14 protein-coding genes are annotated in these 13,845 nt (G+C 56.9%); 8 read left to right on the forward strand and 6 right to left on the reverse strand.

Annotated elements, in window-relative coordinates; genetic code table 11:
• Positions 1-116: 116 nt before the first annotated feature.
• Positions 117-1,772, forward strand: a complete 1,656-nt coding sequence (locus tag B2J69_RS00580) for a methyl-accepting chemotaxis protein (RefSeq protein WP_081134794.1) — start codon at positions 117-119, stop codon at positions 1,770-1,772.
• A 67-nt stretch (positions 1,773-1,839) separates the two neighbouring features.
• Here the strand turns inward: B2J69_RS00580 and B2J69_RS00585 are convergent, their stop codons facing one another.
• Entirely contained in the window at positions 1,840-2,754 is a 915-nt protein-coding gene (locus B2J69_RS00585) for a sugar ABC transporter substrate-binding protein (RefSeq protein ID WP_081134797.1), read from the reverse strand.
• 455 nt (positions 2,755-3,209) lie between these two features.
• Here B2J69_RS00585 and B2J69_RS00590 point away from each other — a divergent pair, with 455 nt between their 5' ends.
• From B2J69_RS00590 to cspE, 3 genes are all read left to right on the forward strand, one after another.
• Positions 3,210-4,445 (forward strand): oligosaccharide flippase family protein, encoded by a 1,236-nt coding sequence (locus tag B2J69_RS00590; protein ID WP_081134800.1) that lies wholly within the window; start codon positions 3,210-3,212, stop codon positions 4,443-4,445.
• 5 nt (positions 4,446-4,450) lie between these two features.
• Positions 4,451-5,320 (forward strand): ATP-grasp fold amidoligase family protein, encoded by an 870-nt coding sequence (locus B2J69_RS00595; protein WP_081134803.1) that lies wholly within the window; start codon positions 4,451-4,453, stop codon positions 5,318-5,320.
• A 340-nt stretch (positions 5,321-5,660) separates the two neighbouring features.
• Positions 5,661-5,873 (forward strand): transcription antiterminator/RNA stability regulator CspE, encoded by a 213-nt coding sequence (cspE, locus tag B2J69_RS00600; protein ID WP_081134805.1) that lies wholly within the window; start codon positions 5,661-5,663, stop codon positions 5,871-5,873.
• Positions 5,874-6,019: 146 nt separating this feature from the next.
• On the opposite strand, the gene B2J69_RS00605 is transcribed toward cspE, so the two are convergent.
• Entirely contained in the window at positions 6,020-7,033 is a 1,014-nt protein-coding gene (locus B2J69_RS00605; protein WP_081134808.1) for a zinc-dependent alcohol dehydrogenase family protein, read from the reverse strand.
• Between the two features lie 168 nt (positions 7,034-7,201).
• Here B2J69_RS00605 and B2J69_RS00610 point away from each other — a divergent pair, with 168 nt between their 5' ends.
• On the forward strand, positions 7,202-8,110 hold the full coding sequence (locus B2J69_RS00610) for a LysR family transcriptional regulator (protein WP_081134810.1): 909 nt from the start codon (positions 7,202-7,204) through the stop codon (positions 8,108-8,110).
• Between the two features lie 28 nt (positions 8,111-8,138).
• Here the strand turns inward: B2J69_RS00610 and B2J69_RS00615 are convergent, their stop codons facing one another.
• From B2J69_RS00615 to B2J69_RS00625, 3 genes are read right to left on the reverse strand one after another with little or no spacing between them, the layout of a single operon-like run.
• A complete protein-coding gene (locus B2J69_RS00615; protein WP_081134813.1) occupies positions 8,139-8,786 on the reverse strand; it encodes an anti-sigma factor in 648 nt (215 codons plus the stop codon).
• Positions 8,783-9,325, reverse strand: a complete 543-nt coding sequence (locus tag B2J69_RS00620; protein WP_081134816.1) for an RNA polymerase sigma factor — start codon at positions 9,323-9,325, stop codon at positions 8,783-8,785. Before B2J69_RS00620 ends, B2J69_RS00615 begins: the two co-directional genes overlap by 4 nt.
• Before the next feature lie 41 nt (positions 9,326-9,366).
• Positions 9,367-9,930, reverse strand: a complete 564-nt coding sequence (locus B2J69_RS00625) for a fasciclin domain-containing protein (protein ID WP_081134819.1) — start codon at positions 9,928-9,930, stop codon at positions 9,367-9,369.
• Positions 9,931-10,201: 271 nt separating this feature from the next.
• Between B2J69_RS00625 and B2J69_RS00630 the strand changes: the two genes are divergently transcribed.
• Together B2J69_RS00630 and B2J69_RS00635 are read left to right on the forward strand one after the other, a co-directional pair.
• The gene (locus tag B2J69_RS00630) at positions 10,202-10,972 is read left to right on the forward strand and encodes an ABC transporter substrate-binding protein (protein ID WP_081135283.1); all 771 of its coding nucleotides are present in this window, start codon (positions 10,202-10,204) and stop codon (positions 10,970-10,972) included.
• 30 nt (positions 10,973-11,002) lie between these two features.
• On the forward strand, positions 11,003-12,091 hold the full coding sequence (locus B2J69_RS00635; RefSeq protein ID WP_081134822.1) for a DUF2817 domain-containing protein: 1,089 nt from the start codon (positions 11,003-11,005) through the stop codon (positions 12,089-12,091).
• Here the strand turns inward: B2J69_RS00635 and B2J69_RS00640 are convergent.
• Positions 12,076-12,846 (reverse strand): HalD/BesD family halogenase, encoded by a 771-nt coding sequence (locus B2J69_RS00640; protein WP_081134825.1) that lies wholly within the window; start codon positions 12,844-12,846, stop codon positions 12,076-12,078. The genes B2J69_RS00635 and B2J69_RS00640 overlap by 16 nt on opposite strands.
• Before the next feature lie 97 nt (positions 12,847-12,943).
• Between B2J69_RS00640 and B2J69_RS00645 the strand changes: the two genes are divergently transcribed.
• Positions 12,944-13,843, forward strand: coding sequence for a LysR substrate-binding domain-containing protein (locus B2J69_RS00645; protein WP_081134828.1), 900 nt, complete (start codon positions 12,944-12,946; stop codon positions 13,841-13,843).
• The last annotated feature ends 2 nt before the right edge of the window (positions 13,844-13,845 follow it).

Here is a 13,845-nt window from a genome sequence, read left to right on the forward strand (position 1 = left end):
AGTCGGCGGGAAGGGGCGAATTAGCATTAATTAAAGGCGCGGGGCTGCCGATGATCAGGGGGCTAAACCCTCCCTGAACGCATAAGGGCTGGGACGCTTACCTTATGGAGAACAGGATGAACATCACCCAACGCCTGCTGTTGGCATTTACGCTGCTGTTTGGCGCGATTATTTTACAGGCGGTACTGGCTATCTCGCTGCTGTCGGGTTTTCAGGACCGCTTCGAGTATGTGCAGGCCAACGCCATCCCCTCGATTAAAGACCTGGGGAAAATGATTGACGAGAGTAACCAGCTGGCGCTGACGCTTTACAAGCATCAGAGCCAGACCGAAGACGCGAAATTTACCGATGTAGAAAAAGAGATTGCGGGCGGACTGGCGCAGATTAAGTCGCAGATCGACTACTACATGGCTCACGACATCTCGAATGATGAAGACAAGCGTCTGACCACGATCGCCTATGAGAACCTGCGCGCCATTAACGATCGCCTGCCAGCCTTCCTCGCCGCCTCACATGCGCATCAGGACACGCTCTCGCTGGGGCTGATTGAGGGCAGCGAAGGGGTCGGCGCGGCGATCCGTCAGCTGATTGCGGATTATCAGAAGCAGTTGACGCTGAATATCGACATCAGCAACCAGCTACGCGACACCAACCGCAGCCTGTTTACCACCGTGCTGTGGGCGACCATCGGCGGCGTCGTCGTCACCGTGCTGCTGTTCGGCCTGTTCTCCGCCTTCACCATCCTGCGTATTCGCCGCAGCCTGTCGGCGATGGGCGGCGTGATGGCGCAGGCGAGTGAACATCTCGACCTGACGCTGAGCGCCGACGAGAGCCGTCGCGACGAAATCGGCAATATGGCACGCGCCTTTAACCATCTGATGCAGCGCGTCGCCTCGGCGCTCGCCTCCGTCAGCCAGGCGTCGCAGTCGGTCAGCAGCGCATCGGTGCAGATCACGGCGGGCAATGAGGATCTCTCTTCACGTACCGAGCAGCAGGCGGCGTCGCTGGAGCAGACGGCGGCCAGCATGACCGAGCTGAGCGAAACCGTGCGTCAGACGGCGGACAACACGCGTCAGGCGAGCCAGCTGGCGGCCAACGCCAGCAGCCTGTCGGAGAAGAGCGGCGAATCGCTCACCACCATGCTGGCGACGATGGACAACATTCGCGGCAGCTCGCGCAAGGTGAATGATATCGTCTCGCTGATTGAGGGCATCGCCTTCCAGACCAATATTCTGGCGCTGAACGCGGCGGTCGAAGCGGCGCGCGCCGGCGAGCACGGCAAAGGCTTCGCGGTGGTGGCGGGCGAGGTGAGAAACCTCTCCCAGCGCTCTACCGCCGCCGCGCATGAGATTAAGGCGCTGATTGAGGCTTCTCATCAGCTGACGGAGGCGGGCGCCGCGCAGGCGAGCGACGTGGGCCGCAACATGGACGTAATGAAGGATGCGATTCGTCAGGTGAGCGATCTGGTGGGCGAGATTGCCGCGGCGGCGGTTGAGCAGAGCCAGGGCATCTCACAGGTGCATCAGGCGGTGAACCAGATGGATGACGTCACGCAGCAGAACGCTGCGCTGGTGGAAGAGGCCTCGGCGGCGGCGCAGTCGCTGCAGGAGCAGGCCAGCGCGCTGACTGAACTGGTCGGCAAGTTCCGCGTCGGCAGCGATCGTCCGCTGCCGCGCGCGGTGGCGCCGGTGGCCGCTCAGCAGCTGCGCAAGGCGCCGTCCGCGCCGCAGCGCGTTGCGGTGATCAACGACGCCGAGTGGCAGAGCTTTTAACGCACGGCATTAACCGGCTGGTGGTCGGTGTTGTGGGACCCGGAAACCGCGTGGTTTCCGGGTCTCCTTACTGGCTCTTCTCAACGTATTTCTGCATATTATCCCGCGTCACCAGCTCAAAGGGGATCCAGACGTGGGGATCCACTTTCTCGCCTTTTATCAGCTTTTGCGCCACTTCAACAGAGGCTTTGCCCTGGCCCACCGCGTCCTGAAATACCGTCACCTGTATTTTGTTCTGCGCCAGCGCCTTAAGGCCGTCCGGCGTGGCGTCGATGCCGCCCACGAGGATTTTCTTGTTGCTTTTAGCCAGCGCCATCGCGGCGCCAATCGCCATTTCATCATTGTTGGCCGCCACGATATCGATCGCCTCACCGTTGCCGAGCCAGTTCAGCATCAGATCCATGCCTTCGTTGCGCGCATAGTTCGCCGGCTGCTTCTGCACCACCTTCATGCCGGGATACTTCGCCACCACCTGCTCGACATCTTTGGTGCGCTGCAGCGCCCCGGCGTCGGTCAGGTTGCCGATCATGATCGCCACGTTGCCTTTGTAATTGGCCATTTTCGCCAGCGCCTCCATCTGCAAAGTGCCCGATTCCCGCTCGTCGGAGCCGACAAACACCACGCCGTCCGGCAGGGTTTTATCGCCCGGCGTGCGGTTGACATAGACCAGCGGGATTTTCGCCTGCTGCGCCAGCTTAGTGAGCTGCGGCGTGCTGGCGGAATCCACCGGGTCGACAATAATCGCGTCGACGCCAGCGCCGATAAAGCCCTGCAGCTGATCGGTTTGTCGACCGACATCGCCGCGCGCGTCCTCGAACTGCACCTCCAGCCCGCGCGCTTTAGCTTCTTTATCAATGGACTGGCGAATGATGGTCAAAAAATTCTGATCAAAGTAGGCCATTGAAACGCCGATTTTTTCCGCCAGCGCTGAGGCGGAGCCGGAGAGCAGCAGGAGCAACAGAACGGATTGAGAAATCTTCATTGCGAACTCCAGAGAAAGGGTACAAATCAGAATGTATGTTTCACTAAAACCAAAGACGGTTTAAGTGATTCATTTGCAGCCTACGAGGCGAGTCAGGCGTTGACAATCAGCACGCTCAGGATTTGCTGTTAAGCGCACAGTTTGCGTGAATAGCCTGTCAGGCGGCAGGACCAGCGCAGAAATGGAGCAGGGCATTAATCAGGCGCGCGCCTGTCGAGGCGCGTGGAGATCAATCGGCATTGGAATTGATCTATCTCACCATACAACACGAATAACCGGTGGCGTTATTATTATCATCCTGCTGCCCTTAATCTGATTAATTGAAAAAAGCCTTCACTATTTTTATTTAAGCAGCCACACTCTTGACTCACTAAAAAGCAGCACATTATTTCTCAGGAATAACTTATCCACTTATTTAATTACGTTAGCAAAGATTGGTATATGTGAGAAACGAAATGTACTCTAACGCAATATGGATCATGCTGGAAAAGTCCGTTAATATTATCGGGCTTATCTATATTAATTCTTTGATGGCGAAGTACATCGGCCCCGATAACTTTGGCAAGATAAATATCGCCACCTCTGTGTTTCTCTTTGTGCAAACCCTGGCATGGTTTGGTGGGCAGAGTATTATCTTTAAACGCATGAGCGAAAATGCACGCTCCGGGGTCGCTCTGGCGATGCGCACGCAAAACCAGCGCCGCTTTTTCTTCCTGCTCTCATCAGGCGCGGTGCTGCTCTATCTTTACTTTTTTACCGATCCGCTGGTGTTTTTATTTGGCGTGGCGAACTGCATTGCCACCTACTTTATCGTAATGGATTTCTTTTCCATTTATAATAACACCCAGTTAAAATCAAAAATCAACACCCTCACCAACGTAGCAGGGCTATCCGTCGCGCTGTTGATTCGATTTTGCATCACCCACTTTAAACTGCCGGTTTATACCTTCACTATTCCGATTGTGGTTATCCCGCTGCTGCCCTATCTGATGCGCCTCGTCTATTTTCATTACAGCACGCAGATTAAAGCCAGCAGCCGAGGCGGCGGCGTTTATAACCGCTATATGCTCTCTACCGGCGGCGCGCTGATTTTGTCTAGCCTGTCAGCGGATATCTATACCCAGATATCGGGTATTTTTCTGGCCAACATCCTCTCGTACGCCGACCTGGGGATCTACAGCGTGGCGCTAACCCTTGGCGGCGCCTGGTCATTTGTGGTACTGGCGCTGATAACCAGCTTTTTTTCAAAGATATATGGCGAGAAAGAGCCGCTGACCATCGAAAAGCTGCTGATTAAAATCAACCGCATCGTGATCCTGTTTTCACTTATCGCCTTAGGCGGCTTCTGGCTGCTGGGCGAGTGGGTAATTCATCTGCTCTATGGGGACCAGTACCTGGCCGCAGTCACCATTACCCCCATTATTATTGTTGGCACGATGTTCTCTTCATTAGGGACGATTTGTTATCGCTATATGATCAAAGAGTCGGGATACGGCTACTTAGCGAAAAAAATGTTTTTATGCTGTCTGTTAACCGTCCCCTTATCCTGGCTAATGATTCACGCGTTTGGGATCAAGGGCGCCGCATACTGTTTTTTAGCTGTGGAACTCCTCTCCTGCACCTTTCTTAATTACTTTTTCAGAGATAAAACAATCTTCAAAATGCACCTTAGCATTTTTAAAATGAGATAATTTACATGAAAATGATAAAACACACAGTGAAGTCCGCCTTAAAAGCCAGCGCTAACTTTTCTCCTGAGTTTTGCGCCAGGGCTCATTACTATATTAAATTTAAGAGAAAGCTTAACTTAACCAACCCATCCAATTTTAATGAAAAAATCCAGTGGCTCAAATTTAATGAGCTGAACAGTGACATCTATACGGTATGCGCCGACAAAGTGAAGGTGCGGGAGTATGTCGCCGCAAAAGGGTGCGGTGATATTCTTAACGAACTCTACGGCGTGTACGACACGCCACAGGCAATTGACTATGATGCCCTGCCGGAAAAGTTTGCGCTGAAGTGTAATCATGGGGCAGGCTATAACATTATCTGTAGTGACAAATCGCAGCTGGATATTGATAAAACCAACCGCCAGCTTAATAAGTGGCTAAAGGAAGATTTCTCCACGCTGTTTATCGAGCCGCAGTACAAAAAAATCGCCCGCAAAATTTTATGCGAAAAATATATCGAAAATGAACGCGGCGGTTTTCCTGATGACTATAAATTTTACTGTTTCAACGGCAAACCCTACGCGGTGATGGTCTGTATTGGCCGGGAAAAAGGCACGCCGAAATTTTACTACTTCGATATGAACTGGCAGCCGCTTCCTTTCGAGGACACGCTGGAATTGATCGGCGGCAACCAGACCCCACCGATGCCCGACGGCTTTGAAAAAATGAAAGCCTGCGCAATGAAGCTCGCCACGGATTTCAAATTCGTTCGGGCCGACTTCTATCTGCTCAACGGCAGGGTGATTTTCGGCGAGCTGACCTTTACCCCTTCTGCAGGGCTGGATGTCACCCTGCAGGAAGCGGATGCGATTTTAGGTCGCCAGCTGCAGTTATAGCCTGTGCGGGAGCAGGGAGAACCTGCTCCCGTTATCGGCAGAAGCAGCGCTCAGGGAAGGGCGCCCGCCGGAAGAGGGGCATGGACATTTAGCCATCCGGGTGTGTAAGCGGTTAAAATAATTAAAATTAAACGTTGCTTAAAAAAAGGGGCTGTGTCTTAATAGCGTCATCGGTTTGGTTACAGACCTTATGAAAGCAGTTTTAGTAAAGCAGTCCTCAGTTCAAGTGTTATCGACAGATACTCTTCTTAATGAGTCTCCTCCTAAGCGCCCCATAAGTCACTCTATACTATCAGGCCATCATCGCCACCCTAAGTGGCTCATCAATTAAGGAAGTATTATGTCTAACAAAATGACTGGTTTAGTAAAATGGTTCAACGCTGATAAAGGTTTCGGCTTCATCACTCCTGACGACGGCAGCAAAGATGTATTCGTACACTTCTCTGCTATCCAGAGCGACAGCTTCAAAACCCTGGATGAAGGTCAGAAAGTCTCCTTCACCATCGAAAACGGCGCTAAAGGCCCGGCTGCTGGCAACGTCACCCCGCTGTAAGCCGCGCTAATTATCAGCGACGTTTACAAACGCGATGAAGACCAGAGTCTGAGCAGCTAAGCTCGACTGATAATGAAAAAACCCGCCCTGAGCGGGTTTTTTTATGGGCTCAATTTGTCAGACGGATCAGAGCATGCCCAGCCTAATCAGCACGCCATCTTAATGACGATTTTGCCAAATGCGCCGCGAGAAAGGTGCTCAAAGGCTTCCACCGCCTGGCTGAAGTGATAAACCTGTTCGATAACCGGTTTAATTTGATGCTGATTGAGGAACGGGTTCATTCGCTCGAAAGAGGAGCGAGGCGCAACCGCGATACCTCTGAGGGTGGTCTGGCGGAAAATCAGCGGCATCAAATCCAGATCTGCCTTCTGGCCCGCGAGAAAACCGACCTGGGCAACGGTTCCGGCGACCCTGGTTGCCGCAATCGACTGGTTGATACCCTTGCCGCCGGCAACATCCACCGTGACGTCGGCACCCTTGCCATCCGTCAGTTCGAGCACCTTGCTTTCCCATTGCGGATAGCGTTTATAGTTAATGCCCTCATCCGCTCCCAGCGATTTAATGCGCTCAAGGTTGGCGTCGTTACTGGATGTCGCGATCACGCGAGCGCCGCAGGCATGGGCGATTTGAGCGGCAAAAACCGAGACGCCGCCGGTTCCCTGCACTAAAACGGTTTGGCCTGGCTGCAGCTTGCCAATATCCATTAGCGAATACCACGCCGTCAGCGCAGCAATAGGCAGCGTGGCGGCTTCTTCATCGGTCATGCTTTCTGGCGCTTTAACCGCGCTCTCCTCATGCAAAATCATGTATTCTGCGAGTCCGCCTGGCAACGGCATGCCAATACACCATGCAGGTTCATCGGCCGCGGGTTCGCCATCTAACCAGCGGGAATAGAGGTGCGAGTTGACGCGGTCGCCCACGCTGAAACGGGTAACGCCTTCGCCCGTGGCAACCACGGTGCCTGCCGCGTCAGAAACGGGAATCAGCGGCTTGGGCACAAGATGAGGCTCGTAGAAGCCGTCCACAATGGCTTTATCTCTGAAGTTCAGCGAAACGGCGCCGACTTTAACCAGCAGTTCGCCAGGCCCTGGCACAGGCGTCTCAACCTCTTCCAGCTGCAGATTTTCCAGGCCAAAATCTTTTAATAACCATGCTTTCATGTCTCTCATTTCCTCAGCAATGCAATAGAGGAGGCCATGATAGAAAAAGGCGCCATGGGCAAAAAGCCACGTAAAAGATGTTCAGTGTTACTGCAGGAGAAACAATCCCTGTAGAATTTCAGCTGCACTATTCTGCTGTCAGCTGGAAATTTTCGCGGAGGAGAGGTTATGCGCTCAAATATGCTTGAGTTAATGGAGATCTTTGTTCAGGTCGTTGAGCTGCGCAGTTTCACCCGAGCGGCAGATGCCTTGCAGCTGCACCGGCCCGCAGTGAGTAAGTCGGTACAGCAGCTGGAACAGACGCTGGGCGTGAAGCTTTTGCACCGCACTACGCGCAGCCTGAGCGTGACCGCCGAAGGAGACGAGATTTATCAGCGGGCAAAAACGCTGCTGGCCGACGTCAACGATATGATGGCCATCTATTCTCCTCGTCAGCCACCGCGCGGGCAGCTGCGCATCGACGTGCCGCTGGCGCTGGCGCACAGCATTCTCATCCCCGCGCTGAGTGATTTTCAAACCCGCTATCCGCAGATTGACATCGTTCTGTCGGCGTCCGACCGCCTGACCGATCTCATTTCCGAGGGGGTCGACTGCGTGATCCGTCTGGGTGAACTGGCTGATTCAAGTTTTATTTCGCGTCGTATGGGCGAGCTGCAAATGGTGACCTGTGCGGCACCCGCCTATCTGGAAAAATATGGCGCGCCAAAGACGCCGGACGATCTCAGGCATCACAAAGCTGTCTGTTTCTTCAGCGATCACAGTCGGGAGGTGCAGGAATGGCAATTTAATATCAACGGCGAGGTGGCCGCTCGACGCCCAGGTTACTGCATGCGCGTGAACAATTCTGATGTGCTGCTCTCCTGCGGTTTAGCCGGTCTGGGAATGCTCCATGCATTACGCACCGCGCTAGCGCCGGACATTCAGGCTGGCCGGCTGACAGAATTGTTCACGGATTATCCTGCGGTAACGAAACCCGTTTCCATACTCTATCCTGACCGCCGCTATCTTCCCGCCAGGGTCAGGGTATTTATCGAGTGGTTCTCTGAATTATTCAAACAGTATCAGGCCCCCAGGTAAACCCGGTGCCTGAGCCGTCGCGCACACCCTATAGCTTCGCGCTGTAGAGCACCGGTCCGGTCGGCTGGCCCGTTGGCGATCCCCCTCTGGGCTCAAGGCTGACCGCCAGCACCGCGTTTGTTAGCGCGGGCGCACGGGCGATGGCCAGATCGCTGGCGCCGTGAGCCTGAACCAGACCCAGTGACACCGGCGCCGCGCCCGCCGGGATCACCCACAGCTGAAGGCTCTTGTCTGGTGCCACGTCGGCGACGTCGACCGGCGCAAGCGTGATGCGGTCGCGCGCGCGGCTGGCGCTGACGATCCACTGACCGGCATGGGGTGCGCCATTCAGCACGGTGAGCGGCGTCAGCGACGCGGGGCGGAACGCCACGGCATACAGCAGCACGGCGAACACCAGCCCGGCCGCCGTTAGCCAGGGAAGCGCACGCCCATAGCGGGGCGCGGGCTTTTTCGCCGGCAGCGCGAGGGCAATTTTCTTCCACACCACCTCTGGCGGCGTGACCGGCTCGAGCTGGCGATCCATGCCGCTGAGCAGGGTGAGCCAGCGCGCCACCTCGGCGGCCAGCGCAGGCTCTCTGGCTAATCTGCGCTGAAAGCGTAGCCTGGCGAGGCCGCGTAGGGTGCCCAGCGCATACTCCGCCGCCAGCGCCTCGTCACGCCTTTGTTTGACGTTCATCGTCCCACGCACTCCCGCAAATGCGCCAGACCGCGACGGATCCAGCTTTTAACCGAGCCGAGCGGCTGCTGCAGCCAGTCAGCGATATCGCTGTGCGACATGCCCTGATAATAGGCCAGCGAGATGCTTTGCCGCTGTTCGCTGCTTAACTGTTTCAAACAGCGATCGAGACGATCGGCGCGATCCTCGCTCTCTGTGCCCGGTGTCGGGCAGGCCAGATCCTCGCTGACCGGCTCCTCCACGCGGCCCTGGCGCCGCGCGCCGCTGCGCAAGCGATCGATGGCGCGGTTGCGCACAATGTGCGTCATCCAGGTCAGGGGCGAACTCAGCGCGCTGTTAAAGCTGGCGGCGTTGTGCCATACCGTAATAAAGCACTCTTGCAGCACATCCTCCGCCCAGGCGCGATTGCCCAGGGTGCGCAAGGCAACCGCAAACAGGTGAGGGGAGGTCAGGCGATAGAGTCGTTCAAAAGCAAGGCGGTCGCCGTTAACGACCGCTTTTATCAGGGTATTCAGCAGCTCAGGCTGGCTTGAGTCCATAGCATGTCCGATTAAATTGACGCCAGCTCGAGTATAGGCAATTACTCTGGCATCAGAACAGTATCGATCACCTCGATCACGCCGTTTTTCTGGTAGACGTCATAGGTGCTGATATTGGCGATATTCCCCTGACCATCTTTCAGCTGAATATTGTGCGGACCGTTATTCATAATCCATAACGGCTGACCGTTTACCGTTTTCAGTTCAGCATGACCGCCGCCCTGTTTGATTTTCTGCTGCAGCGCCTTCATGTCATATTGGCCCGCCACTACATGGTAGGTCAGCACGCTGGTGAGTTTCGCCTTGTTTTCCGGTTTGAGCAGGGTATCAACCGCGCCCGCAGGCAGTTTGGCAAAGGCGGCGTTGGTCGGGGCAAACACGGTAAATGGTCCCTTGCCCTGAAGCGTCTCGACCAGACCCGCCGCCTTCACCGCCGCGACCAGCGTGGTGTGATCCTTAGAGTTGAGGGCGTTTTCCACGATATTTTTTTGCGGATACATCGCGGCGCCGCCTACCATGACCGAATCACTGCGGGTGGCGGCCCAGGATGCGGCGGAGACGAAAAGCGCGGCGGAGAGCACAGAAAGGCTGATTAACTTTTTCATCATATATCCTCGTTTAAGGAGCAATAAGGTTGCTCACAAGGGGATATACGAAGGGGAAGAGCGAGCGGATGCAGTTTTTTAAAAATAATCTTTAGCTCGGTCGACGGGGCGGAGCGTTAAGCAAATCTTCATTGCGTATAAACTTCTGCTAACCTGCTAACAAACATAAGAATTTACTCTGCATTATTCCTCTTTTCCGGTGGAGGAACGCGGTGCGCCATGGTATTAACTCTGCATGCGTTGTTACGTCACCCGCCTGCTGGAGATCACCATGAAAATCACCCTGTCCTGCGCGCTGCTGTTTTCCCTCAGCGCCTTTAGCTCGCTCTCCTTTGCCGAACAAACGCTGCGCTTCGGCGTAGATCCGACCTTCCCGCCGTTTGAGTCTAAAGCCAGCGACGGCTCGCTGCAGGGTTTTGATATCGATCTGGGCAACGCCATTTGCGCGCAGGCGAAAGTGCGCTGCCAGTGGGTGCAGACCGGTTTCGACAGCGCTATTCCCGCGCTGCAGGCGAAGAAGTTCGATGCGATCCTCTCGGCGATGTCGATGACGGAGAAGCGCCGCGAGCAGGTGGCGTTTAGCGATATGCTCTACAACACGCCGAGCGCGCTGCTGACGCCGAAAAACAGTCCCCTGACGGAGGCGGTCAGCACGCTGCGCGGCAAAGCGATCGGCGTCGCGCAGGGCACCATTCAGGAGAGCTACGCCAAAGCGAAGTGGGCGGCGCAGGGCGTTAACATCGTCTCCTATGCGAATCAGATGGAGATCTATCCGGATCTGGTGGCGGGCCGTCTCGACGCCACGCTGGCCAATGCGGTTTCGGCGGATCAGGGCTTTCTGAATACCCCGGAAGGCAAAAACTACGTGATTAAAGCCACGCTGGTGGATAAGACGCTGCTGGGCAACGGCGTCGGCATCGGCCTGCGCAAAGAGGATGCGGCGAACCTGAAGCTGATCAACGATGCGCTGGCGGCGCTGCACGCCAACGGCACCTATGCGCAGCTGGCGAAAAAATATTTCAAATTTAACGTCTATCCCTGAGCAGCGCGCCTGCTCGTTACAGGAAAACCTATGTCCGCACTGCCGCACTACGCGTCGCAACGCGCCCGTTTTATCGCCGCCGTCAGGCGCCAGAATGGCGCGCTGACCGCCTATCCGCATCCGCTGCCAGGTCCGCAGGGGGAAGCGCTCTACACCGATGTCGCGGTGCTGGGCGATGCCGGCGCGTCGAAGGTGATGTTAATTATCTCCGGCACGCACGGCGTGGAGGGCTACTACGGTTCCGACAGCCAGATAGCGTGGGTTAATCAGTTTGATCTGACCGCTTTGCCCGACGACACCGCTATTGTGCTGCTGCATCTGCTCAATCCCTGGGGCGCCGCTCACCTGCGGCGCGTCAATGAAGAGAATATCGACCTCAATCGCAACTTTCTCGATTTCAGCCAGCCGCCGCCCGCCAACGCTGCCTATGCCGACTGGCACACCCTCTACCACGGCGACCGCGCCGACGCGGACCAGCGGCTACAGCAGGCGCTCGACAGCGCCGGTTGGTTAGCGATCAAGCGAGTGGTGGAGGCGGGGCAGTATCAGTTTGCCGACGGCTTCTTCTATGGCGGCGCGCAGCCCAGCTGGTCTTATCAAACGCTATTACGCATCATCGAAACGCATCTCTCCCGCGCCAGCACGCTGCTCAGCTTTGATTTGCATACCGGCGCAGGTGCGTGGGGCCATCCGATGCTGCTCGCCATCGCCGAACAGCCCGTGGCCGCGCACCAGTGGGGAAAAGCGCTCTATGGCGAATGGCTGACGCTGCTGTTTACCGGCGCTGGACGCGACAGCGAAACCGGCGTCACCGCCACCGCCACCGGCTATCTGTCGCAGTTTCTGCTCAGCGCGCTGCCCGCGACCCGGCTGTTGCCGCTGGTGGTGGAGTGCGGCACCTTGCCCGGAGAAGAGATGCATCGCCGGGTGCGCGACGATCACTGGCTGCACCTGCAGGGCGATCCGGCCAGTGAGGCGGGGCGCGCCATTAAACAGCGGCTGGTGGAGGGATTCTGGCCGTCAGATCGCGACTGGCGCGATCTGACGGCGTTCCGCACCCAGCAGATCTTCAGCCGCGGATGGCAGGGGCTGGTCACACTGGATCATAACCGGCCATAAAAGGTCATGCGTGCCGACTCCGACAGCGCGATGCCGGGCTGGGTATTGTAGGCCAGCACCGCCAGCATCCGCGTGATATCCCCTTCAGTCGGGGTGACGCGGTGCAGGGAGTTGCGGCCGCGAAACAGCACCAGATCGCCCGCCTCAATCGCCAGCGCCTCTACCGGCCGACGCTGATCCAGCACGGCCGCCACGCCGTCGAAGTTCATCTCGCCGGCGTCGGCGTCGCGCAAATCCTTCACATACTGAAATACGCCGCCCGCGCGCGGCTTCTGCAGCAGCAGGGTGATGGCGAAAGAGGAGTTGTCGAAGTGCCAACCGAGTTCCTGTCCGTCAGGCGCGTAGTGCACATTGATAGAGGAGAGCGGATCGGCATAGGGATAGAGCGCGGCTTCCCCCAGCACGTCGCACAGAAAATGCTGGAACAGCGCGTCGTTGTAGAGCTGGCGCAGCGGCGAATCCGCCGCAATGACGTCGTCGGTGATGCAGCCTTTAGTGCTGGTCACGTCGCGATTGCGCGGGTGATCGGCGCTGTAGGCCTTATCCGCCGGCATTAAATAGACGTTGTGCTTGCTGATAGTGTGATAAGCCTGATGGCGCTGGGCGTCGCCTTCGGCAATCATCATTTGCAGCGCGGCAGGCTGGATAAACTGACGCAGCACCAGCGCGCCGTGCTGGTCAAGCTGCGCGCGGCACTGGCGTCGCCAGCTGGCGTCGGCGAGCGGATGTAAATCAGAACGGATCAAAGCGGACATAGCAGCGGTTCTCATCATGACAGGTGTTGCAAACTGTAGCGCGCTGATAAGTTACTGCGTAACGATAGTTATTTAACGCCTTGTTAAGGAAAGTTTAATGCTCGCTCAGTCACCGCGTTTACCAAAAATCAGCCTGATTCAGTCGTTCAAGGTCGCGGCGGAATTGGGCAGTCTGGCGAAGGCCGCCGCGCAGCTGGCCCTGACCCCTGCGGCAGTCAGCCAGCAGATTCGCCAGCTCGAAGAGCAGCTCGGCAGCGCGCTCTTTGTGCGCACGCAGAGCGGCGTGATGCTCACCGAGACCGGCAAAGAGTATCTGCGCTACGTCAGCGAGGCCTTTGATATTCTCTATCTCGGGCAGCAGAACCTGCGTCACGCGGCGGTGATGCCCAGCCTGACGCTCTACGCGCTGCCTGCGCTGGCGTCGAAATGGCTGCTGCCCAACATTATGCAGTGGCGCGAACGCTGCCCGGATATCGACCTCGCCCTGCACGGCACCCACGCGCCGGTCGATTTCAACGCCACGCCGGCCGATTTTGTACTCTGCTTCGGTGAGGATCGCTATCCGCAGCTCGATAAGCAGCGCCTGTTTCTTGATGAGGTGGTGCCGGTCGCCAGCCCGAGTCTGCTGCGCCGCTACTCGCTGGCGACTGCCCTGAGCGAGGCGCCGCTGATCCACCTCGACTGGGGCAATGAAGGGCGTTTTCTGCCTGACTGGCGCAGCTGGCAGCAGGCGAGAGGAATAACACCCTCAGCGCCGCAGCCGGCGTTCAGCTTTAATCTCACCTCGCTGGCGATAGACGCCGCGGTGGTGGGCGCGGGCGTGCTGCTGGGACAGAAAAGGCTGATCGCCGCAGAGCTGGCGCGCGGCGATCTGGTGGCGATCGATGCGCTCAGCCTGCCGCTGAGCAAACCCTACTTTCTCGCGTGGCCGCAGCGAACGCAAAGCCAGCCGGGCAGTGAGGCGCTGATCGCCTGGCTGACGCAGCTGGCGAGTTAGTG

The organism is Pantoea latae (assembly GCF_002077695.1).
In the GTDB taxonomy this organism is placed as follows: Bacteria; Pseudomonadota; Gammaproteobacteria; order Enterobacterales; family Enterobacteriaceae; genus Pantoea; species Pantoea latae.